General features: G+C 73.3%; 20 protein-coding genes. 7 read left to right on the top strand and 13 right to left on the bottom strand.

Going from position 1 to position 17,664, the window contains the following annotated elements:
* Nucleotides 1–85: 85 nt before the first annotated feature.
* Together AOK22_RS39700 and AOK22_RS41425 are read right to left on the bottom strand one after the other, a co-directional pair.
* A complete protein-coding gene (locus AOK22_RS39700; protein ID WP_003966491.1) occupies nt 86–253 on the bottom strand; it encodes a DUF3117 domain-containing protein in 168 nt (55 codons plus the stop codon).
* 113 nt (nt 254–366) lie between these two features.
* Nucleotides 367–522, bottom strand: coding sequence for a hypothetical protein (locus AOK22_RS41425; protein ID WP_157872232.1), 156 nt, complete (start codon nt 520–522; stop codon nt 367–369).
* 39 nt (nt 523–561) lie between these two features.
* Between AOK22_RS41425 and chcB the strand changes: the two genes are divergently transcribed.
* A complete protein-coding gene (gene chcB, locus AOK22_RS13370; RefSeq protein WP_055698843.1) occupies nt 562–1,362 on the top strand; it encodes a 2-cyclohexenylcarbonyl CoA isomerase in 801 nt (266 codons plus the stop codon).
* Here the strand turns inward: chcB and AOK22_RS13365 are convergent.
* Together AOK22_RS13365 and AOK22_RS13360 are read right to left on the bottom strand one after the other, a co-directional pair.
* A complete protein-coding gene (locus AOK22_RS13365) occupies nt 1,359–1,958 on the bottom strand; it encodes a DNA-3-methyladenine glycosylase I (protein WP_055698842.1) in 600 nt (199 codons plus the stop codon). The two genes, chcB and AOK22_RS13365, sit on opposite strands and share 4 nt — an antisense overlap.
* Nucleotides 1,955–2,338, bottom strand: a complete 384-nt coding sequence (locus tag AOK22_RS13360) for a DivIVA domain-containing protein (protein WP_055698841.1) — start codon at nt 2,336–2,338, stop codon at nt 1,955–1,957. Before AOK22_RS13360 ends, AOK22_RS13365 begins: the two co-directional genes overlap by 4 nt.
* 123 nt (nt 2,339–2,461) lie before the next feature.
* On the opposite strand from AOK22_RS13360, the gene folP reads away from it, so the two are divergent.
* Nucleotides 2,462–3,322: a dihydropteroate synthase gene (folP, locus tag AOK22_RS13355; protein WP_055698840.1), complete on the top strand. Its 861-nt coding sequence runs from the start codon at nt 2,462–2,464 to the stop codon at nt 3,320–3,322.
* Nucleotides 3,323–3,401: 79 nt separating this feature from the next.
* Here the strand turns inward: folP and AOK22_RS13350 are convergent, their stop codons facing one another.
* The gene (locus AOK22_RS13350; protein WP_055698839.1) at nt 3,402–4,160 is read right to left on the bottom strand and encodes an LOG family protein; all 759 of its coding nucleotides are present in this window, start codon (nt 4,158–4,160) and stop codon (nt 3,402–3,404) included.
* 73 nt (nt 4,161–4,233) lie between these two features.
* Nucleotides 4,234–5,322 carry a succinyl-diaminopimelate desuccinylase gene (dapE, locus tag AOK22_RS13345; protein ID WP_055698838.1) on the bottom strand — a complete coding sequence of 363 codons (1,089 nt, stop codon included), beginning with the start codon at nt 5,320–5,322 and terminating at the stop codon, nt 4,234–4,236.
* 62 nt (nt 5,323–5,384) lie between these two features.
* Between dapE and AOK22_RS13340 the strand changes: the two genes are divergently transcribed.
* Together AOK22_RS13340 and AOK22_RS13335 are read left to right on the top strand one after the other, a co-directional pair.
* Nucleotides 5,385–6,296 carry a VldE C-terminal domain-containing protein gene (locus AOK22_RS13340; protein ID WP_055698837.1) on the top strand — a complete coding sequence of 304 codons (912 nt, stop codon included), beginning with the start codon at nt 5,385–5,387 and terminating at the stop codon, nt 6,294–6,296.
* 316 nt (nt 6,297–6,612) lie between these two features.
* Nucleotides 6,613–7,059, top strand: a complete 447-nt coding sequence (locus AOK22_RS13335; RefSeq protein ID WP_055698836.1) for a hypothetical protein — start codon at nt 6,613–6,615, stop codon at nt 7,057–7,059.
* 77 nt (nt 7,060–7,136) lie between these two features.
* Here AOK22_RS13335 and AOK22_RS13330 read toward each other — a convergent pair whose 3' ends face one another.
* Both AOK22_RS13330 and fdxA read right to left on the bottom strand, forming a co-directional pair.
* Nucleotides 7,137–8,231 carry a bifunctional succinyldiaminopimelate transaminase/glutamate-prephenate aminotransferase gene (locus AOK22_RS13330; RefSeq protein ID WP_055698835.1) on the bottom strand — a complete coding sequence of 365 codons (1,095 nt, stop codon included), beginning with the start codon at nt 8,229–8,231 and terminating at the stop codon, nt 7,137–7,139.
* 93 nt (nt 8,232–8,324) lie between these two features.
* Nucleotides 8,325–8,645 carry a ferredoxin gene (fdxA, locus tag AOK22_RS13325; protein WP_030573070.1) on the bottom strand — a complete coding sequence of 107 codons (321 nt, stop codon included), beginning with the start codon at nt 8,643–8,645 and terminating at the stop codon, nt 8,325–8,327.
* Nucleotides 8,646–8,788: 143 nt separating this feature from the next.
* Between fdxA and AOK22_RS13320 the strand changes: the two genes are divergently transcribed.
* The 3 genes from AOK22_RS13320 (at nt 8,789) to AOK22_RS13310 (ending at nt 11,721) form a co-directional block, all read left to right on the top strand.
* Nucleotides 8,789–9,796 carry a GNAT family N-acetyltransferase gene (locus AOK22_RS13320; RefSeq protein WP_055698834.1) on the top strand — a complete coding sequence of 336 codons (1,008 nt, stop codon included), beginning with the start codon at nt 8,789–8,791 and terminating at the stop codon, nt 9,794–9,796.
* A gap of 172 nt (nt 9,797–9,968) precedes the next feature.
* Nucleotides 9,969–10,799, top strand: a complete 831-nt coding sequence (locus AOK22_RS13315) for a transglutaminase family protein (RefSeq protein ID WP_237773267.1) — start codon at nt 9,969–9,971, stop codon at nt 10,797–10,799.
* A 67-nt stretch (nt 10,800–10,866) separates the two neighbouring features.
* Nucleotides 10,867–11,721, top strand: a complete 855-nt coding sequence (locus tag AOK22_RS13310) for a transglutaminase family protein (protein ID WP_055698832.1) — start codon at nt 10,867–10,869, stop codon at nt 11,719–11,721.
* Nucleotides 11,722–11,740: 19 nt separating this feature from the next.
* Here the strand turns inward: AOK22_RS13310 and AOK22_RS13305 are convergent, their stop codons facing one another.
* From AOK22_RS13305 to AOK22_RS13285, 5 genes are all read right to left on the bottom strand, one after another.
* On the bottom strand, nt 11,741–12,400 hold the full coding sequence (locus AOK22_RS13305; protein ID WP_055698831.1) for a response regulator transcription factor: 660 nt from the start codon (nt 12,398–12,400) through the stop codon (nt 11,741–11,743).
* Complete coding sequence (locus tag AOK22_RS13300; protein WP_055698846.1) at nt 12,397–13,548, bottom strand: sensor histidine kinase; 1,152 nt, start codon at nt 13,546–13,548, stop codon at nt 12,397–12,399. The genes AOK22_RS13305 and AOK22_RS13300 overlap by 4 nt, the downstream gene beginning before the upstream one ends.
* 41 nt (nt 13,549–13,589) lie before the next feature.
* On the bottom strand, nt 13,590–14,330 hold the full coding sequence (locus AOK22_RS13295; RefSeq protein ID WP_055698830.1) for an ABC transporter permease: 741 nt from the start codon (nt 14,328–14,330) through the stop codon (nt 13,590–13,592).
* The gene (locus tag AOK22_RS13290) at nt 14,327–15,265 is read right to left on the bottom strand and encodes an ABC transporter ATP-binding protein (protein WP_055698829.1); all 939 of its coding nucleotides are present in this window, start codon (nt 15,263–15,265) and stop codon (nt 14,327–14,329) included. Before AOK22_RS13290 ends, AOK22_RS13295 begins: the two co-directional genes overlap by 4 nt.
* 153 nt (nt 15,266–15,418) lie before the next feature.
* Nucleotides 15,419–17,593, bottom strand: a complete 2,175-nt coding sequence (locus AOK22_RS13285) for a hypothetical protein (protein ID WP_055698828.1) — start codon at nt 17,591–17,593, stop codon at nt 15,419–15,421.
* Nucleotides 17,594–17,664: the final 71 nt, after the last annotated feature.

Genomic DNA, 17,664 nt, shown 5'->3' with positions numbered 1-17,664 from the left:
TCCCGCGGGGCCCGGGCCCCGGCACAGCACTGCCCCGGCTCGTCGTACGATGCCGGGGCAGTGGAAAAGTGTGGGCGCTTCCGCGTCAGCCGACGACCTTCTTCAGGGCGTCGCCGAGCGCGTCGGCCTCGTCCGGAGTCAGTTCGACGACAAGTCGTCCGCCGCCTTCGAGCGGAACGCGCATGACGATGCCCCGCCCCTCCTTGGTCACCTCGAGCGGGCCGTCGCCCGTCCGCGGCTTCATGGCCGCCATGCTCGTTCCCCTTCCTGAAACCAGCTCATCGCAGCCGACAACCCAGGTGTCACCGGCATCGAACATATTGCTTCCAGGCCATTATCCCGCATGGCAGGACCCGATGACCAACATCAGTCGGCATCGCTTGCGCAACGCGCGCCCGCAAAACCACCCAATTCGGCGATGTGGCTGCGATACTTCGCCGCCCCATACGCCCCACAGGCCCGGAATTCTTTGACGCAGGTCACATATCCGCCCTCGTGCCCGACCCCGATGATCTCCGTCATGCTGAGCTCCTACCTACTGGACCAGCGGAGGGGGCCACCATGGCCGACAGCGTGCTCTACGAGGTGAGCGACGGACTCGCGACGATCACGATCAACCGTCCCGAGGCGATGAACGCCATGAACACCGAGGCCAAGGTCGCCCTGCGGGAGGCCGCGCGGGCGGCCGCCGCCGACGCGGCCGTGCGCGCGGTGCTGCTCACCGCGACCGGGCGCGCCTTCTGCGTGGGCCAGGACCTCAAGGAGCACATCGGCAACCTCGCCGCGGACCGCGAGGCGGGCACCGGGCAGACGATGAGCACGGTCAAGGAGCACTACAACCCGATCGTGCGGGCGCTCGCCGGGATGCCGAAGCCCGTCGTCGCCGGGGTGAACGGCGTCGCCGCGGGAGCCGGCCTCGGCTTCGCCCTCGCCGCCGACTACCGCGTGGTCGCGGACACCGCCAAGTTCAACACCTCCTTCGCCGGGGTCGCCCTGACCGCCGACTCGGGCGTCTCCTGGACGCTGCCGCGCGTGATCGGCCCCGGCCGGGCCGCCGACCTGCTGCTGTTCCCGCGCAACATCGATGCCCAGGAGGCGTACGCCCTGGGCATCGCCAACAAGGTCGTGCCCGCCGCCGACCTCGCCGACGAGGCCGCCCAGGTGGCCCGCGCCCTGGCCGAGGGCCCGACCCTCGCCTACGCGGCGCTCAAGGAGTCCCTCGCCTACGCCGCGGCGCACACCCTGGACGAGGCGCTGGACAAGGAGGACGAGCTGCAGGGCAGGGCCGGCGCCTCCGAGGACCACACGATCGCCGTGCAGGCCTTCATCGCCAAGGAGAAGCCGAAGTACCTGGGCCGTTAGGCGGCGGGGGACGCCTCGCGGGCCACGCAGTCCGCGAGGTGGTCGTCGACCAGGCCGCAGGCCTGCATCAGCGCGTACGCCGTGGTCGGGCCGACGAAGCGGATGCCGCGCTTCTTGAGGGCCTTGGACAGGGCCGTGGACTCGTCCGTGATCGCGGGGACGTCGGCGAGGGTCCTCGGGGCCTCGCGCCCCGCGGCCTCCGGTGCGAACGACCAGATCAGGGAGTCCAGCTCGCCCTCGGGCCACTCGGCCAGCACGCGTGCGTTGGCGAGGGTCGCGTCGATCTTCGCGCGGTTGCGGATGATCCCCGGGTCGGCGAGGAGCCGCTCGCGGTCCTCGTCCGTGAACTCCGCCACCGAGGCGATCTTGAAGTCGGCGAAGGCCGCGCGGAAGCCCTCGCGGCGGCGCAGGATCGTGATCCAGGACAGGCCGGACTGGAAGGCCTCCAGGCAGAGCCGCTCGTACAGCGCGTCGTCGCCGTGGACCGGGCGGCCCCACTCCTCGTCGTGGTACGCCACGTAGTCCTCGGTGGACAGGCCCCAGGGGCAGCGCAGGGCCCCGTCCGGGCCGGGGATCGCGCCGGTCTCGGTGCTCACTGGTCGTCGCCCTTCTCGTCCTCGCCCGCCGTGCGCGGGGTGTACCCCTCGAAGAGGGCGGGGCCCGCGACCGCCGTGGCCTGGGCGCCCGCCAGGGCCGCCTCCAGCTCGGCGATGCGGGAGTCCCGCTCGGCCAGCTCGGCGCCGAGGCGGCCGAGCACGTCGTCCACGTCCGCCATGCGGTAGCCGCGCAGGGTCATCGGGAAGCGCACCTCCTCGATGTCGGCGCGGCGCAGCGGCCGGTCCGGGGGCAGCGGATCGGTGAACTGCTCGGGCGCGGCGTCGGGCAGGGCGCCGCTCTCGCCGCCGCCGATCACGGCGAGGGTCACCGCGCCGACCACCACGACGAGGGCGATGACCAGGAACAAGAACAAGACCATCGTGAGGCCCCCACGCTCGACTGCCCGTGCTGAAACTGTCAGGGTCCGATCGTGCCATGCGGCACCGACAGTTAAGGTCGCAGGCGGCCGAACCGCGACAAGGACCCAGGAGGGCCACAGGGGATGCTCAGGCTTGGCAGGCGCGAGTTCGACGTGCACGAACCGGTGATCATGGCGATCGTCAACCGGACGCCGGACTCCTTCTACGACCAGGGCGCCACGTTCCGCGACGAGCCCGCGCTCGCCCGCGTGGAGCAGGCGGTCGCCGAGGGTGCCGCCATCGTCGACATCGGCGGCGTCAAGGCGGGTCCCGGCGAGGAGGTGACCGCCGAGGAGGAGGCGCGCCGCACGGTCGGTTTCGTCGCCGAGGTGCGCAGGCGGTTCCCCGACGTGGTGATCAGCGTCGACACCTGGCGGCACGACGTCGGCGAGGCGGTCTGCGAGGCGGGCGCCGATGTACTCAACGACGCCTGGGGCGGCGTCGACCCCCGGCTCGCGGAGGTCGCCGCGCGGTACGGCGCGGGCCTGGTCTGCACGCACGCGGGCGGCGCCGAGCCGCGCACCCGGCCGCACCGCGTCACGTACGACGACGTCATGGCGGACATCCTGCGGGTGACGGTCGGCCTGGCCGAGCGCGCGGTGGAGCTGGGCGTGCCGCGCGAGTCCGTGCTGATCGACCCGGGGCACGACTTCGGCAAGAACACCCGGCACAGCCTGGAGGCCACCCGCAGGCTCGGCGAGATGGTCGACACGGGCTGGCCGGTGCTGGTCTCCCTGTCCAACAAGGACTTCGTGGGCGAGACCCTCGACAAGCCGGTCAAGGAGCGGGTGATCGGCACCCTGGCGACGACGGCGGTCTCGGCGTGGCTGGGCGCGCAGGTCTACCGCGTGCACGAGGTCGCCGAGACCCGCCAGGTCCTGGACATGGTGGCGACGATCGCGGGGCACCGGGACCCGGCGGTCGCGCGGCGCGGGCTCGCCTGAGCGCGCGCGGGTCCCCGGCGGACGACCGCCGGGGACCCGCGCGAACTCCCTTCGGGGAGTTCTTCACGTCGTCGTGGCGCTACTTGCCGACTTCCTTGGTGACCAGGGTGATCGCCTCGTCGACGTCGTCCGTGACGTGGAAGAGGAGCAGGTCGGCGTCGGAGGCCTTGCCCTGGGCGATGACCGTGTTCTTCAGCCAGTCGACCAGGCCGCCCCAGTACTCCGAGCCGAACAGGACGATCGGGAACCGCGTGACCTTGCGGGTCTGGACGAGCGTGAGCGCCTCGAAGAGCTCGTCCAGCGTGCCGAGGCCGCCGGGCAGGACCACGAAGCCCTGCGCGTACTTCACAAACATCGTTTTCCGGACAAAGAAGTAGCGGAAGTTCACGCCGATGTCGACGTAGGGGTTCAGCCCCTGCTCGAAGGGCAGCTCGATGCCGAGGCCGACCGAGATGCCCTTGGCCTCGACGGCGCCCTGGTTGGCGGCCTGCATGGCGCCGGGCCCGCCGCCCGTGATCACCGCGAAGCCCGCGTCGACGAGGGCCTTGCCGATCGCGACGCCCGCCGCGTACTCCGGCGAGTCCTCCGGAGTGCGCGCCGAGCCGAAGACGCTGATCGCGGGCGGGAGTTCGGCGAGCGTGCCGAAGCCCTCGATGAACTCGGACTGGATGCGCAGGACCCGCCAGGGGTCCGTGTGCACCCACTCCGAGGGGCCGTCGGAGTCGAGGAGACGCTGATCGGTGGTGCCGGCCTGGACCTGGTCGCGCCGGCGCAGCACCGGTCCGAGCCGCTGCTCGTCGGGACGCTTCCCGGCCCTGACCTCGTCGGGGTTGCTCATCGTCTGCTCCCTCCATGCGTACGTGACAGACAGCCTAGGTCTACGCGGGTTACCACAGAGGGACCTTCGGGTGTCAGGAGGTGAGCCAGGCCCGCAGCGTCTCCTCCGCCTCGGGGATCCGCGCCGCCTCGACACGCTCGTCGATCTTGTGCGCGAGCAGCGGGTTGCCGGGGCTGAAGTTGACCGCGGGCACGCCGAGGGCGCTGAAGCGGGAGACGTCCGTCCAGCCGAACTTGGGCCGGGGCTCGCCGCCGACGGCCGCCACGAAGGCCGCGGCGGCCGGGTGGGTGAGGCCGGGGCGGGCCGGTCCCGTGTGGTCGTCGACGACGAACTCGTCGACGCCGCAGTCCGCGAAGTACTCGCGCACGAAGGCGAGGGCCTCCTCCTCGGTGCGGTCCGGCGCGTAGCGGAAGTTGACGGTGACGGTGCACTCGTCGGGGATGACGTTGGTGGCGACGCCGCCCTCGATGCGGACGGCGTTGAGGCCCTCGTGGAACCGCAGGCCCTCCACGACCGGCTTGCGCGGCTCGTACGCGGCGAGCTTCTGGAGGATCGGGGTGGCCGCGTGGACGGCGTTGGAGCCCATCCACGCGCGCGCGGAGTGCGCCCGCACCCCCTTGGTCTTGAGCAGGACCCGCAGCGTGCCCTGGCAGCCGCCCTCGACGAGCCCGTCGGTGGGCTCCAGGAGGATCGCGAAGTCGCCCGCGAGCCAGTCGGGGTGCGCCTCGGCGACGTGCCCGAGGCCGTTGAGGTGCGCGGCCACCTCTTCGTTGTCGTAGAAGACGAAGGTGAGGTCGCGGGTGGGCTCGGTCACCGTCTGCGCGATGCGCAGCTGGACGGCGACGCCCGACTTCATGTCGCAGGTGCCGCAGCCCCACAGGATGCCGTCCTCGTCCAGGCGCGAGGGCACGTTGGGCGGGTTCTCGGCGATCGGCACGGTGTCGATGTGCCCGGCGAGGACGACGCGCTCGGCGCGGCCGAGGTTCGTGCGGGCCACCACGTTGTTGCCGAACCGGTCGACGGTGAGGTGCGGCAGGGCCCGCAGGGCCGTCTCGATGGCGTCGGCGAGCGCCTTCTCCTCGCCGCTCGGGGACGGGAAGTCGACCAGCTGCGCGGTGAGCTTCGCGGCGTCGAGCGTGAGGTCAAGCGGTGTGTGAGGCATGCCGAAGACCCTAACGCCAGACGGCGCGCCGACCTGTCGGTGGACTCCAGTACCTTGGACGCGTGCCTGAGCCCCCCGTCCCCTTCCGGCGCGGCCGTCTCCTCCGTTGCGGGGCCGCGGTCGCGGTGCTGCTGGCCGTCGCGGGCTATGTGGCGGTGCAGTACGTGTACGGGGGCAAGCCCGCTCCGCGGTGCACGGTGGTGTCGGGGAACGGCGACGGCGCCTCGTACGAGTTCACCGCCGAACAGGCGCAGAACGCCGCGACGGTGGCCGCGGTCGGCACCTCGCGCGGCATGCCCGAGCGCGCGGTGACCATCGCGCTGGCGACGGCCCTCCAGGAGTCGGGCCTGCGCAACATCAGCCACGGCGACCGGGATTCGCTCGGCCTCTTCCAGCAGCGGCCCTCGCAGGGCTGGGGCGACGAGCGGCAGATCATGGACCCGGCGTACTCGGCGGGCCGGTTCTACGAACACCTGGCCGAGGTCCCCGGCTATTCGCGCCTGCCCCTCACGGTCGCCGCGCAGCGCGTGCAGCGCAGCGGCTATCCCCAGGCCTACGCCAAGCACGAGCCGGACGCCGCGCTGCTCGCCGCCGCGCTCACCGGCCGCTCCCCCGCCACCTTCGGCTGCGAGGGCCGCCCGGACACCGACCCGTCGGGCCCGGCGCAGGTGCGGGCCGCCCTCGTCCGGGACTTCGGCCGCGAGGTGCGCCCGGACGCCGCGCGGGGGCGCACGGTGACGGTCCCGGTGCCCGCGCCGCTGGCCGGCGGCCGGACCCCGCAGCGCGGCTGGGAGCTGGCGCACTGGGCGGTGGCCCAGTCCTCGGCGCTGCACATCGAGCGGGTCGTGTACGGCGGCCGGGAGTGGCGCGCCGGCGGCTCGGGGACGTGGCGGAAGGTGCCGTCGGAGGGGGCCGCGAGGCCGGGCGGTGCCGCGGACGAGGTCCGAATCGTCACCGGGCAGCAGTACGGCTGATCACTCGATGGGGGCACGGTGAGCGCGTCGGCTCGACGCCGCGCACAGGTTTCCCCCGCGCCCCACCCGTAAACCTCGAATCCCTTGAGAACACAGGGGATGAAGGATTCAGCAGGCCTCTGGGACGGGTGCCGTTTGTCCGCTTTTAGCCGCAGGCGATTATGCGACGCATTGCCAACTCTTTACGTTGGGCCGCCGCAACCTTCGCGGACTTCGAGCGGTAGTCACTGCGTCCGAACGCCGGAACCCATCCGGCGGGAAGCCGGAGCCGATCCGGCCGGACGACCCCACGTTCTCTCCCGTCTGAAGGAGCATCATGTCCCTCCCCCTGACCCGCCGGATCGCCCGTGCCGCGCTGCTCAGCGCAGCGGGCGCAGCTTCCGTGGTCGGTGCGGCCGGCTCCGCTGGCGCCGCGGCTCTCCCGGCCGCCCCCGACCTGGGCGGGCTGACCGCTCTGGACGGTGCGGGCCTGGGCAACACCGTCGACGGTGCCGCTCAGAACGTCAGCGACCTCGCCGGTGACACCGGCAGCAAGGCCGTGAAGAAGGCCGTTCCGACCGCGGGCAAGGCCGTCGGCAAGGGCGCCAAGACCGCGACCCCCGCCGCGCAGAAGGCCGCCGGTGATGTCGCCGGCAGCGCGGGCGAGGTCCTCGGCGACACCGCGGGCACGGCCACCGACGGCGGCCTGCCCACCGACGGCCTGACCAAGGGCGGTCTGCCGGCCGCCGACCAGCTGCCGGTCAAGGGTCTGCCGCTCGGCTGATCGCCCGATGCGCACACGAAGGGCCCGGAGCCACTGGCTCCGGGCCCTTCGTCATGTCCTGTCGGCGGCGGACCGGCTCAGGCCAGGCGCTCGACCGCGGCCGCGACCCGCTCGTCCGACGCCGTCAGCGCCACGCGCACGAAGCGCTCGCCCGCCGGGCCGTAGAAGTCGCCGGGCGCCACCAGGATGCCGAGCTCCGCGAGGTGGCCGACGGTGTCCCAGCAGGACTCGTCGCGCGTGGCCCACAGGTACAGGCTCGCCTCGCTGTGCTCGATGCGGAAGCCGTGCTTCACCAGGGCCTCGCGCAGGGCCGTGCGCCGCGCCGCGTACCGCTGGCGCTGCTCGTGCACGTGCTGGTCGTCACCGAGGGCCGCCACGACGGCGGCCTGGGTCGGCGCGGAGGTCATCATGCCGCCGTGCTTGCGGATCTGCAGCAGGTCGTGGAGGACGGCCGCGTCGCCGGCGACGAACGCCGCGCGGTAGCCCGCCAGGTTGGACCGCTTGGAGAGCGAGTGGACGGCGACGATCCCCTCGTACGAACCGCCGCAGACGTCCGGGTGGAGCACCGAGACCGGCTCGGCCTCCCAGCCGAGCTCCAGGTAGCACTCGTCGCTGACGAGCAGCACGCCGTGCTCACGCGCCCAGGCGACGGTACGGGTGAGCTCCTCGCGCGTGAGGACCCGACCGGTCGGGTTCGAGGGCGAGTTGAGCCACAGGAGCTTGAGGTTCGTGGGGTCGAGCTCGGTGGGCTCGTCGTAGGCGACGTACTCGGCGCGGGCCAGGCGCGCCCCGACCTCGTACGTCGGGTAGGCGAGCCGCGGGTGGGCGACCACGTCGCCCGGACCGAGGCCCAACTGCGTCGGGAGCCAGGCCACCAGCTCCTTGGAGCCGACCACCGGCAGGACGTTGCGGTGCGTGAAGTCGCGTGCGCCGAGGCGCCGTTCGCACCAGCCGGTGAGCGCGTCGCGCAGCTCCGGGGTGCCCCACACCGTCGGATAGCCCGGCGAGTCAGCGGCCGCGACCAGCGCTTTCTGGATCAGCTCGGGCACCGGGTCGACCGGGGTGCCCACCGACAGGTCGACGATGCCGCCGGGGTGGGCGGCCGCGGTGGCCTTGTACGGCTCGAGCCTGTCCCAGGGAAAGGTGGGAAGGCGGTCGGAGACTGCTGACACGTGCTGACTCCCGTGCTGGTACTGGTCGTTGCAAACGCCTCGGTCCCGCACGGCGCGAAGCCGTACGGGACCGGGGCAGCGCTCGAACTGCCGTTACTGGTTCTGCGGCGGCAGGGCGGCGATGAAGGCGTGGTCGCGCTCGATCAGACCGAGCTTGCTCGCGCCGCCGGGCGAACCGAGCTCGTCGAAGAACTCGACGTTCGCCTTGTAGTAGTCCTTCCACTCCTCAGGAGTGTCGTCCTCGTAGAAGATCGCCTCGACCGGGCAGACCGGTTCGCAGGCTCCACAGTCGACGCATTCGTCCGGGTGGATGTACAAGGACCGGGAGCCCTCGTAAATGCAGTCGACCGGGCACTCCTCGATGCACGCCTTGTCCTTGACGTCGACACAAGGCTGCGCGATGACGTAGGTCACGCTGTCGTTCCTCCTCGATACGGGCGTTGGCGGGCCGTCTTCAGGCTCCGCTCGCCTGGCGCGCGGGAGCGCGGCGTCGTCGATGCCCGCCCCTAGTATCTCCGTTCCCGGGCATGATCCGAACAGGAGGGGCGTACAGAGCTGTGGAATTCACTGCGGGCGGACAACTCGAGGTCCGCATCACCCCTGCTGACGTGGGCAAACGCGTCTCCGTTCGACGGCTGACCGGCAGCTCCGACGCGGGCGGCAAGTTCACCGACACGGTGGGTGTTCTCACATCGTGGGACGATGGTGTGGTGCTCATCACACGGCGGGGCGGCGAAAGCGTCCGGATTCCGGAGCGGACGCTGGTCGCGGGCAAGGTCGTCCCGGCCGCGCCGGCGCGCCGGCGCGGACCCGCCGCCTCCTTCGAGGAGCTGGCCCGGGTGAGCGCGCGGGCCTGGCGGCCGGTGGAGAGCGAGGCGCTCGGCGAGTGGCGGCTGCGGGCCGCCGCCGGCTTCACCCGGCGGGCCAACTCCGCGCTGCCGCTCGGCGATCCGGGCAGGCCGCTCGACGAGGCGCTTTCGGCCGTGCGCGCGTGGTACGCCGCCCGGGACCTGCCCGCGTACCTCCAGACCGCCACCGGCGCCGAGGGCACCCAGGAGCTGCTCTGCGCGGACCTGGAGGAGCGCGGCTGGGTGCGCGAGGTGACCGCCCGGCTCTACGTCGGCGGGCTCGCCCCCCTCGGCGATCTGGACGCCGCCGTGGACCGGGTGCGGCTGTCCCGGTCCTTCGACGAGGCGTGGCTGCGGCGGTACAACCGGGCCGCGGTTACCGGCCCGCATGTGCGCGAGGTGCTGGCGGGCGGGCCCTCGGTGTGGTTCGCTTCCGTGCCCGGGAGCGGTGATTCCCCGGCCGCCGCGATCGGGCGGTGCGTGGTGGACGGGCGCTGGGCGGGGTTCATGGCGGTCGAGGTGGATCCGGGGCACCGGCGGCAGGGGCTCGCCACCGCGGTGATGACCGCGCTGGCCCGGCAGGCCCTGGCCGAGGGCGCGTCGGCGGCCTGGCTGCAGGTCGAGGACGACAACGACGGCGCGCGAGCGCTGTACGGCGGGATGGGCTTCGCGGCCCACCACGCCTACCACCACTACCGGTACGGCGCGACGGCCTGAGCGGGCGGCGCGCGCGGCGCCGCGGGCGCGGCGAACACGGCACGACACGTAACGGCACGGCACGCGTTCGGCGCTGAACACAGCACAGCACGCGCACGGCACGTACTAGAGAACGACGCACGTACACAGCACGGCAACAACGCCCGCCCAGGGCATGAGACACGAGGCACGTATGCACGCGGAGTCCGGCGAATGGCGGCGGCGGTTCGCCGAAGAGGCACGCTCGGAGCGGCCCGGTCTCGCGCTCCTGTGCCTGCTGATCGGCACCGAGGCGGACCCCTCTCTCGACGAGGAGGGGATCGACGCCGCCGAGATCGAACTGGACCGGCTCGCGGGGCTGCTGCCGTTCCGGCCCGGCGGGCCGCGCGCCTGGGCGTCCGCGCTGGCCGAACTCCTCGGCGGGCAGCACGGGTTCGAGGGGACACCGGGCGACTACCAGCGCCTCGACTCCTCGCTCCTGCACCGGGTCCTGCGGCGCCGCAGGGGCCTGCCGATCCTGCTCTCGGTGGTCTGGATGGAGGTCGCCCGCCGCGCGGGCGCCCCCGTGTACGGAGTGGCCCTGCCCGGGCACTTCGTCGTCGGGTTCGGGCCCCGCGACGAGCAGGTCCTCGCCGACCCCTTCGACGGCGGCAGGCTGCTGACCGGGGCCGACGCGGAGCTGCTGGTCTCCGGGACGGCCGGCGGGGGCATTCCGCCGTCGATGCTGACGCCCGCCGACCCGCTGAACATCGTGCAGCGCATCCTCAACAACATCCGCGCCTGGGCCGCCGCACGCCCCGAGCGCTCCGAGGTCGCGCTGTGGGCCCTTGAGCTCTCCCTCCTGCTCCCCGCCCATCCCGCGCGCCTGCGCTACGAACGCGCCCAACTCCTGGTGGAGCGCGGGGACTTCCTCGGGGGCGCCGCCGAGCTCGACGCCTACGCCGATGTGGTGACGGCCGTCGAGCCGACCACGGCGGACCGGGTCCGCCAGCAGGCACGGGCCGCGCGGGCGATGCTCAACTGAGCCACCACGGCGGCTCGGACCGCATGGAACTGACGTATCGATCGAGGCGACCGGGCACCAGGGACGTATGCACCCCCGACCCCCTGGAGCCGCCGAGTGGCGGCGGCTGTTCGCGGCCGAGGCCGGGTCCGCGCGGCCCGATCTGGCGCTGCTGTGCCTGCTGATCGGCACCGAGGCGGACCCCACGCTCGACGCGGTGGGCATCGACGCCGCCCGGCGCCTGCTCGACCGGCTCGCGGAGCAGGCCGTGCCCGGCCACCGGTCCTGCCGCTCCGACGACCCCCGCGCCTGGGCCCTGGCCCTGGCCGAACTCCTCGGCGGGCGCTGCGGGTTCAAGGGGCGGCCCGGCGACTACCAGCGCCTGGAGTCCTCACTGCTGCACCAGGTGCTCCGGCGCCGCAGGGGCCTGCCGATCCTGCTCTCGGTGGTCTGGATGGAGGTCGCCCGCCGCGCGGGCGCCCCCGTGTACGGAGTGGCCCTGCCCGGGCACTTCGTCGTCGGGTTCGGACCCCGCGACGAGCAGGTCCTCGCCGACCCCTTCGACGGCGGCCGCGTCCTGACCGGCACGGACGTCGAGCTCCTCGTCGCGGCGGCCACGGGCGCCCCGCTCGTGCCGTCCATGCTGAGCCCCGCGGACCCGCTGGAGATCGTGGGGCGCATCCTCAACAACATCCGCGCCTGGGCCGCGCCGCGCCCCGAGCACTCCGACGTCTCGCTCTGGGCGATCGAGCTCTCCCTGCTGCTGCCGGCCCCGCCGCCCCGGCTGCACTACGAGCGCGCCCAACTCCTCGTCCAGCGCGGGGACTTCCTGGTGGGCGCGCGGGAGCTGGACACGTACGCCGAGGCCGTCGCGGCGGCGGAGCCCGCGACGGCCGACCAGGCGCGGCGGCAGGCGCTGCGGGCGCGGGCGATGCTGAACTGACGCCCGGCCCCGCGGAGGTTCAGAGCCAGCCCTTGTCCCTGGCGACCTTGACCGCCTCCGCGCGGTTGCGGACCGCGAGCTTCTGGATCGCCGTCGAGAGGTAGTTGCGGACCGTGCCCTGGGAGAGGTGCAGGGCGGTGGCGAGCTCGGCGTTGGTCGCGCCGTCGGCCGCCGCGCGCAGGACCTCGCGCTCGCGGTCGGTGAGCGGGTTCGCGCCCTCGGCGAGGGCCGCCGCGGCCAGCGTGGGATCGATGACCCGCTCCCCCGCGAGCACCTTGCGCACCGCCTCGGCGAGCTGCGCCGCGGGCGCGTCCTTGACCAGGAAGGCGACGGCGCCCGCCTCCATGGCGCTGCGCAGGTACCCGGGGCGGCCGAAGGTGGTGAGGACCACCACCTTCAACGCGGGGAACTCGGCGCGCAGCCGCGCCGCCGCCTCGATGCCCGTCATGCCGGGCATCTCGATGTCCAGCAGCGCCACGTCCACGTCGTGGGCGCGCGCCGCCGCGACCACCTCGTCGCCGCGCGCGACCTGGGCGACGACCTCGATGTCCGGCTCCAGGCCGAGCAGGGCGGCGAGGGCCTCGCGGACCATGGACTGGTCCTCGGCGAGGAGGACCCGCACGACGCCGCTCGCCCCGGCCGCTCCCTCGTCACCGCGCCGGCTGATCTCGCTGCTCATGAGGGGGATCCTACGGCCGCCTGGGCGAACGGGACGCGGACCGTGAGGCGGAAGCCGCTGCGGGCCGCCGGGCCCGTCTCCAGGGCCCCGCCGACCGCCTCGACGCGCTCGGCGAGGCCCGTCAGGCCGTTGCCCGCCGCCGCGCCCGCACCGCCCGACCCGTCGTCCTCCACGGACAGTTCGAGGAGCCGCCCCGCGAGGGTCTGCCGCGCCGCGAACGCCACCGTGCAGCGCCGGGCCCCGCTGTGCCGCACGACGTTCGTCACGGCCTCGCGCAGCGCCCACGCCAGCGCGGCCTCCCCGTCCTCGCCCGGCAGTTCGGCGGGCGCCTCCAGGGGGACGTCGGCCGCGATGCCCGCGGCGGTCAGCGCCGTGCGGGCGCCCGCGAGTTCGCCGGCCAAGGTGCGCCTGCGGTACCCGGAGACGGCCTCGCGCACGTCCACCAGGGCCTGGCGGCTGACCTGTTCGATGTCGGCGACCTGCTGGGCCGCCTTGTCGGGGTGGTCGGGGAGCATGCGGCCCGCCAGCTCGCTCTTGAGCGTGATCAGCGAGAGCGAGTGGCCGAGCAGGTCGTGCAGATCGCGGGCGAGCCGCAACCGCTCCTCGTTCGCCGCGAGTTGGGCGACGGTGGCGCGGGCCTGGCGGAGCTGGATCGTGGTGCGGATCATCTGGCGTACGCCGGACATCGCGAAGCCCACCAGGAGCGTGATCACCCCGAGGTTGGTGATCAGGTCGCCGAGGCCGTCGTCCCGCAGGCCGACGAGGACCATCACGGCGGTGACCCCGGGGATGACCCACAGCGCGTAGCGCACCGGCAGGACGGCGCCCGCGGAGACCGAGACGTACACGAAGAGGCCGAGCCAGTGGTCGCCGAAGGCGAGGGCGAGGGCGGCGGCGAGGGCGAGGAGCAGCCCGAAGGAGGTGACGACCCTGCCCCAGTAGAGGATCCGGGTGGTGTAGCGGAAGACCAGGGTCAGGTAGCAGATCACGAAGACCGCGAGGCCCAGCGAGCCGGCCGCCGTGGCGAGGGCGGGGCGGTCGGTCTCGGTCAGGTCCTTGATCGGGGCGCTCAGGAAGACCAGCCAGACGGCGATCCAGGCCGACTTCATCCAGAGCTGGCGTCGGCCCTGCGGCGGTCGCCCGAACATGCTGACGGGGTTGTACCCGTTGTCCTCAACGTCTGTCGCGCTCACGCCTTCAGTGTGTCCTTCCGGTACAGCCATGCGGCGCCGCCCGCGAAGAGCACGAAGTAGACGACCAGGAGCGTGATGTCCTTCGCGTGCGGCGCGTCGCCCAGTTCGATCGCCTGGCCGAGGGCAGCGTACGCGTGCGTGGGCAGCCAGGACGCGGCGTCCTGGAGCCACTGCGGGAACGTCGTCGACGGCATCCACAGGCCGCCGAGGATGGAGAGCCCGAAGTAGACGATCATCGTGATCGGGCGGACGGCGTCGCCGGAGGCGAGATAGCCGATGGCCACCCCGAGCGCGGCGAAGCAGAGGCTGCCGGCCCAGATCGCGCCGGTCAGCGCGAGCCACTGCCAGGCCTCGAAGCGCACGTCCTTGGCGGCCGCCGCGACCACGAACACCACGACGATGGACGGCAGGCTCACCACGGCCGCGCTCGCGGTCTTCGCCAGGACATAGCCGCGTCCGGGCAGGCTCGTCAGGCGCAGCTGGCGCACCCAGCCGCTCTCGCGCTCCTTGGCGATGCGCTCGCTGTTGCCCATCAGTACGGCGGTCAGGGCGCCGAAGGACGCCATGGAGACCATCATGAACGCGGGCACGGAGAGACCCGATCCGGGGATCTTGTCGGCGCCGTCCTGGGTGCCCGCGATGATCACGAAGAGCAGCGACGGGTAGATCACGGAGAAGAACAGGAACTTGCGGTTGCGCAGGGCGCGGGTGATCTCGAGCTTGATCAGGCTGTTCATCGGGTCCTGGCCTCCTCGGCCTCGGTGATCGCCACGAAGGCCTGCTCCAGACCGAGCCCGGCGACTTCGAGGTTGCGGGGGTAGACGCCCAGCCCGTACAGCGCGTGCACGGTGGCGTCGGCGTCCGTCGACTGGAGGCGGACCGTGTGGCCCGAGACGTCCAGCGTGGTGAGGAAGGGCAGCTCGCGCAGGCGCGCGGCGAGGTCCTCGTCGAGGTCGGACAGGTCGAAGGCGATCTTGCGGGCGCCCGCCTTGGCCTTGATCTCGGCCGCGGTGCCGTCCGCGAGGAGGCGGCCGCGGTGCAGGACGAGGACGCGGTCGGCGATCGCGTCGGCCTCCTCCAGGTAGTGCGTGGCGAAGAGGACCGCGCGGCCCTGGTCGGCCTGCTCGCGCATGGTGGCCCAGAACGCCTGGCGGGCGCTGACGTCCATGCCGGTGGTCGGCTCGTCGAGGACGATCAGGTCGTTCTCGCCGGCCGTGGCGAGGGCGAAGCGCACGCGCTGCTCCTGGCCGCCGGAGAGCTTGTCGACCTTGCGGTCGGCGATCTGGGTGATGCCCGCGTGGGCCAGTACGTCGCCCACGCGGTGGGGCCTCGGGTGCAGGTCGCAGGCGAGGCGGACCAGCTCGCGCACGGTCACCTCGCCCATCAGGCCGCCGCTCTGCAGCATGGCGCCGACCCGGCCGGCGGTGATCGCCTCGCGCGGAGGCGCGTCGAAGACCCGTACGGTGCCGCTGTCCGGGCGCCGCAGGCCGAGGAGCAGGTCGAGGGTGGAGGACTTGCCCGCGCCGTTCGGCCCGAGCAGCGCCACCGTCTCGCCCGCGCGCAGGTCGAGGGTGAGACCGTCGACGGCGCGGACGTCGCCGTAGTTCTTCGTCACCTGCTCGAAGCGCACCGCGGTGGTGGCCGAAGCGGGTGTCGCCGTTGTCGTCGTCATGCCCTCATCGTCACAAAACCGCAGGTGGCGACGGCAGTGTCGACTGTGGTGTCTCCGGGATGACAGATGTCATGCCGAAGGCCGGCAGGAAAGTCCTGCCGGCCTTCGGGGCGTACGGATCGCGGACCCGGGGTGTCCGAAGAGGTACGGGCCTCAGCTCGCGTTCGTCTCGATCACGCCGATCCGCTCCGCGGGCGTCTTGCCGATGAGCGCCTTGTTCATGGCGCCCGCCACGTCGGTCGGCTGGACCGGCGTCCTGGAGCCGTCGCCGCGCTGGATCAGCACGCCGTCGAAGGCGTTGCCGTACAGCTTCTTGAGCTCGTCGAGGTCGTAGTGCGGCTGCAGCGTGCCGTCCTTGGCCGCCCTCGCCTCAAGGATCTTCGGCAGCGACTTGGCCGGGCCGAAGGGGAGCGACTTGGGGCCCGCCTTGATGATGACGTTGGCGGACATCGCGGGCTCGGCGAACCGGGTCATGAACTTGTCGACCTCGGCCTTGGAGACGGCCGGCTTGCGGGTGGTGACCGGCAGCTGGACCGTTCCCGCGCTGCCCGTCTCGACCTGCTTCTTGTACGCCTCGGCGACCGCGGTCGTGGCCGCGTCGGCGTCGATGCCCTTGCCGACCTTGCCGTAGACGGGGACGGCCTTGCCGGGCCGGAACTCGACCGTGCCCTCCTGCGCCGTGCCCGAGCCGCCCGCGGCGCGCTCCAGCGCGGCCGCCAGCTTCTCCTCGTCGACGGGCATGACGGGCTCGACGACGCGCTCGCCGCCGAAGAGCGAGCCGACCACCGAGACGGGGTTGTAGTCGCTGCCCGCGGCCTCGCGGACGGTGGCCTGGCTGTCCAGGGTCAGGCCCGACTGGTCCGGCTTCAGCGTGACGGACTCGCCGTCCACCGACAGCTTCAGGGGCTTGGTGACGCGCTCGTCGAGGGCCGCGTCGAGCTTCTTGACGGCCTCGTCGCGCGTGCCGCCGCCGATGTCGACGCCGAGCACGGTGGTGCCCTTGGGGACGTCCGCGTGGTTCATCAACAGGCCCGCGCCGTACGCCCCGCAGCCCACGACGACCACGGCGGCCACGAGGAGGACCAGCTTGCTGCGGCCCTTCTTCTTCGCCTTCGGGGCGGGCGTCGGGGACGTGGGCACGTCCGAGCGCACCGGCTCGGGCAGCTTCGGCGGGGTGTGCGGAACCGGTCCGTCACCCTGCGGTCCCGGCGCGAACGGGGAGTTGTCCTGCGCCGGCGGCACCACGGGGATGCCGCTGGTGAGGGTCTCGCCGGAGACGTTGCCGCCCGGCGTGGGGGCGCTGGGGCCGCCGGGCACGGAGCCGGGGCCGCCGGGCACCGGGCCGCCGCCGGCCGGGGGACGCGGGCCGCCGGGGGGCGGCGAGACCGGACCGGCCTTCTGCGGCGTGAGGATCGCGGTGTCGTCGCTCATGTCACCGGCACCGGAACGGGGCGGCCGGGGGCCGGAGTTGACGGGAGCGCCGCCGGAGTTGACGGGGGCACCAGGAGCGCCGGGGCCCGAGGAGGCCGCCGGCGTGGGCGGCGCCAGTGGGCTGTCGCCGGTGACCGGGCCGCCGGTGGGGCCCGCGGGACCGCGGGAGCCGCCCGGTCCGGCGCCCAGGCCGTCGGAGAAGTACGGGAGGTCGCCCCGCGTCGGGTCGCCGCCCTGCGGGGCTCCAGGGGCTCCAGGGGCGCCTGAGGCGCCCGTGCCGAGGGGGCCCGACGCCACGGCGCCGGACACGTCGAAGGAGCCCGTACCGCCGGAGCCGGAGCCGATGCCGGAGCCGTTCGAACCGGCGGGACCCGCCGAGCCGTTCGCGCCGTCACTCCGCGCGGGCTTGCGCGGCGCGAACCAGTCGCTCGTCTTCTCCTCGGGGGCCGTGGGTGCCGCCGCACCGCTGTCGGCCGCCGCGGCACCGCCGGCGCCGCCGCCCGAACCGGAAGCGGAAGCGCCCGGAGCAGCCGCGCCGGGAGCCCTGCCCATGCCTGCCGCGCCGCCCGCGCCGGGTGCCGGCGCGCCGCCGTCACGGGGCCCCTCGTCGTCCGCGCGCGCGTCGTCGCGCCCGCCCTCGTCGCCGACGGGCGTGCGCATGACGACCGGCGGGATGGGCCGCGAACCGGGGATGTTGATCCGGATGCGGGTGGTCAGCGTGGTCTGGGTCTCGGGCTCGTCGGGCCGCTCGTCGGCGGCCTGCCGCCGCGCGCCGTCCGCGCCGCCGTCGGCGCCTGCGCCCTGTGCCGGGGAGCCGTACGGCGGCGTCCCCGAGGGGTATGCGGCTCCGCCGCGCGCCTGGGGCCCGGCGGACGAACTGTCAGTTTCACGACTCAAGGCAGGTTCTCCTGGTTGACTCCGCCGCCCGTCTCTACCTCATCCGGGGTCCCCCCGGCCGGAGGTTGGGG

The sequence above is a fragment of the Streptomyces silaceus genome (assembly GCF_001419745.1).
In the GTDB taxonomy this organism is placed as follows: Bacteria; Actinomycetota; Actinomycetes; order Streptomycetales; family Streptomycetaceae; genus Streptomyces; species Streptomyces silaceus.
Note: the sequence above shows the minus strand (reverse complement) of the source record. Positions and strands in the feature narration are given on the sequence as shown.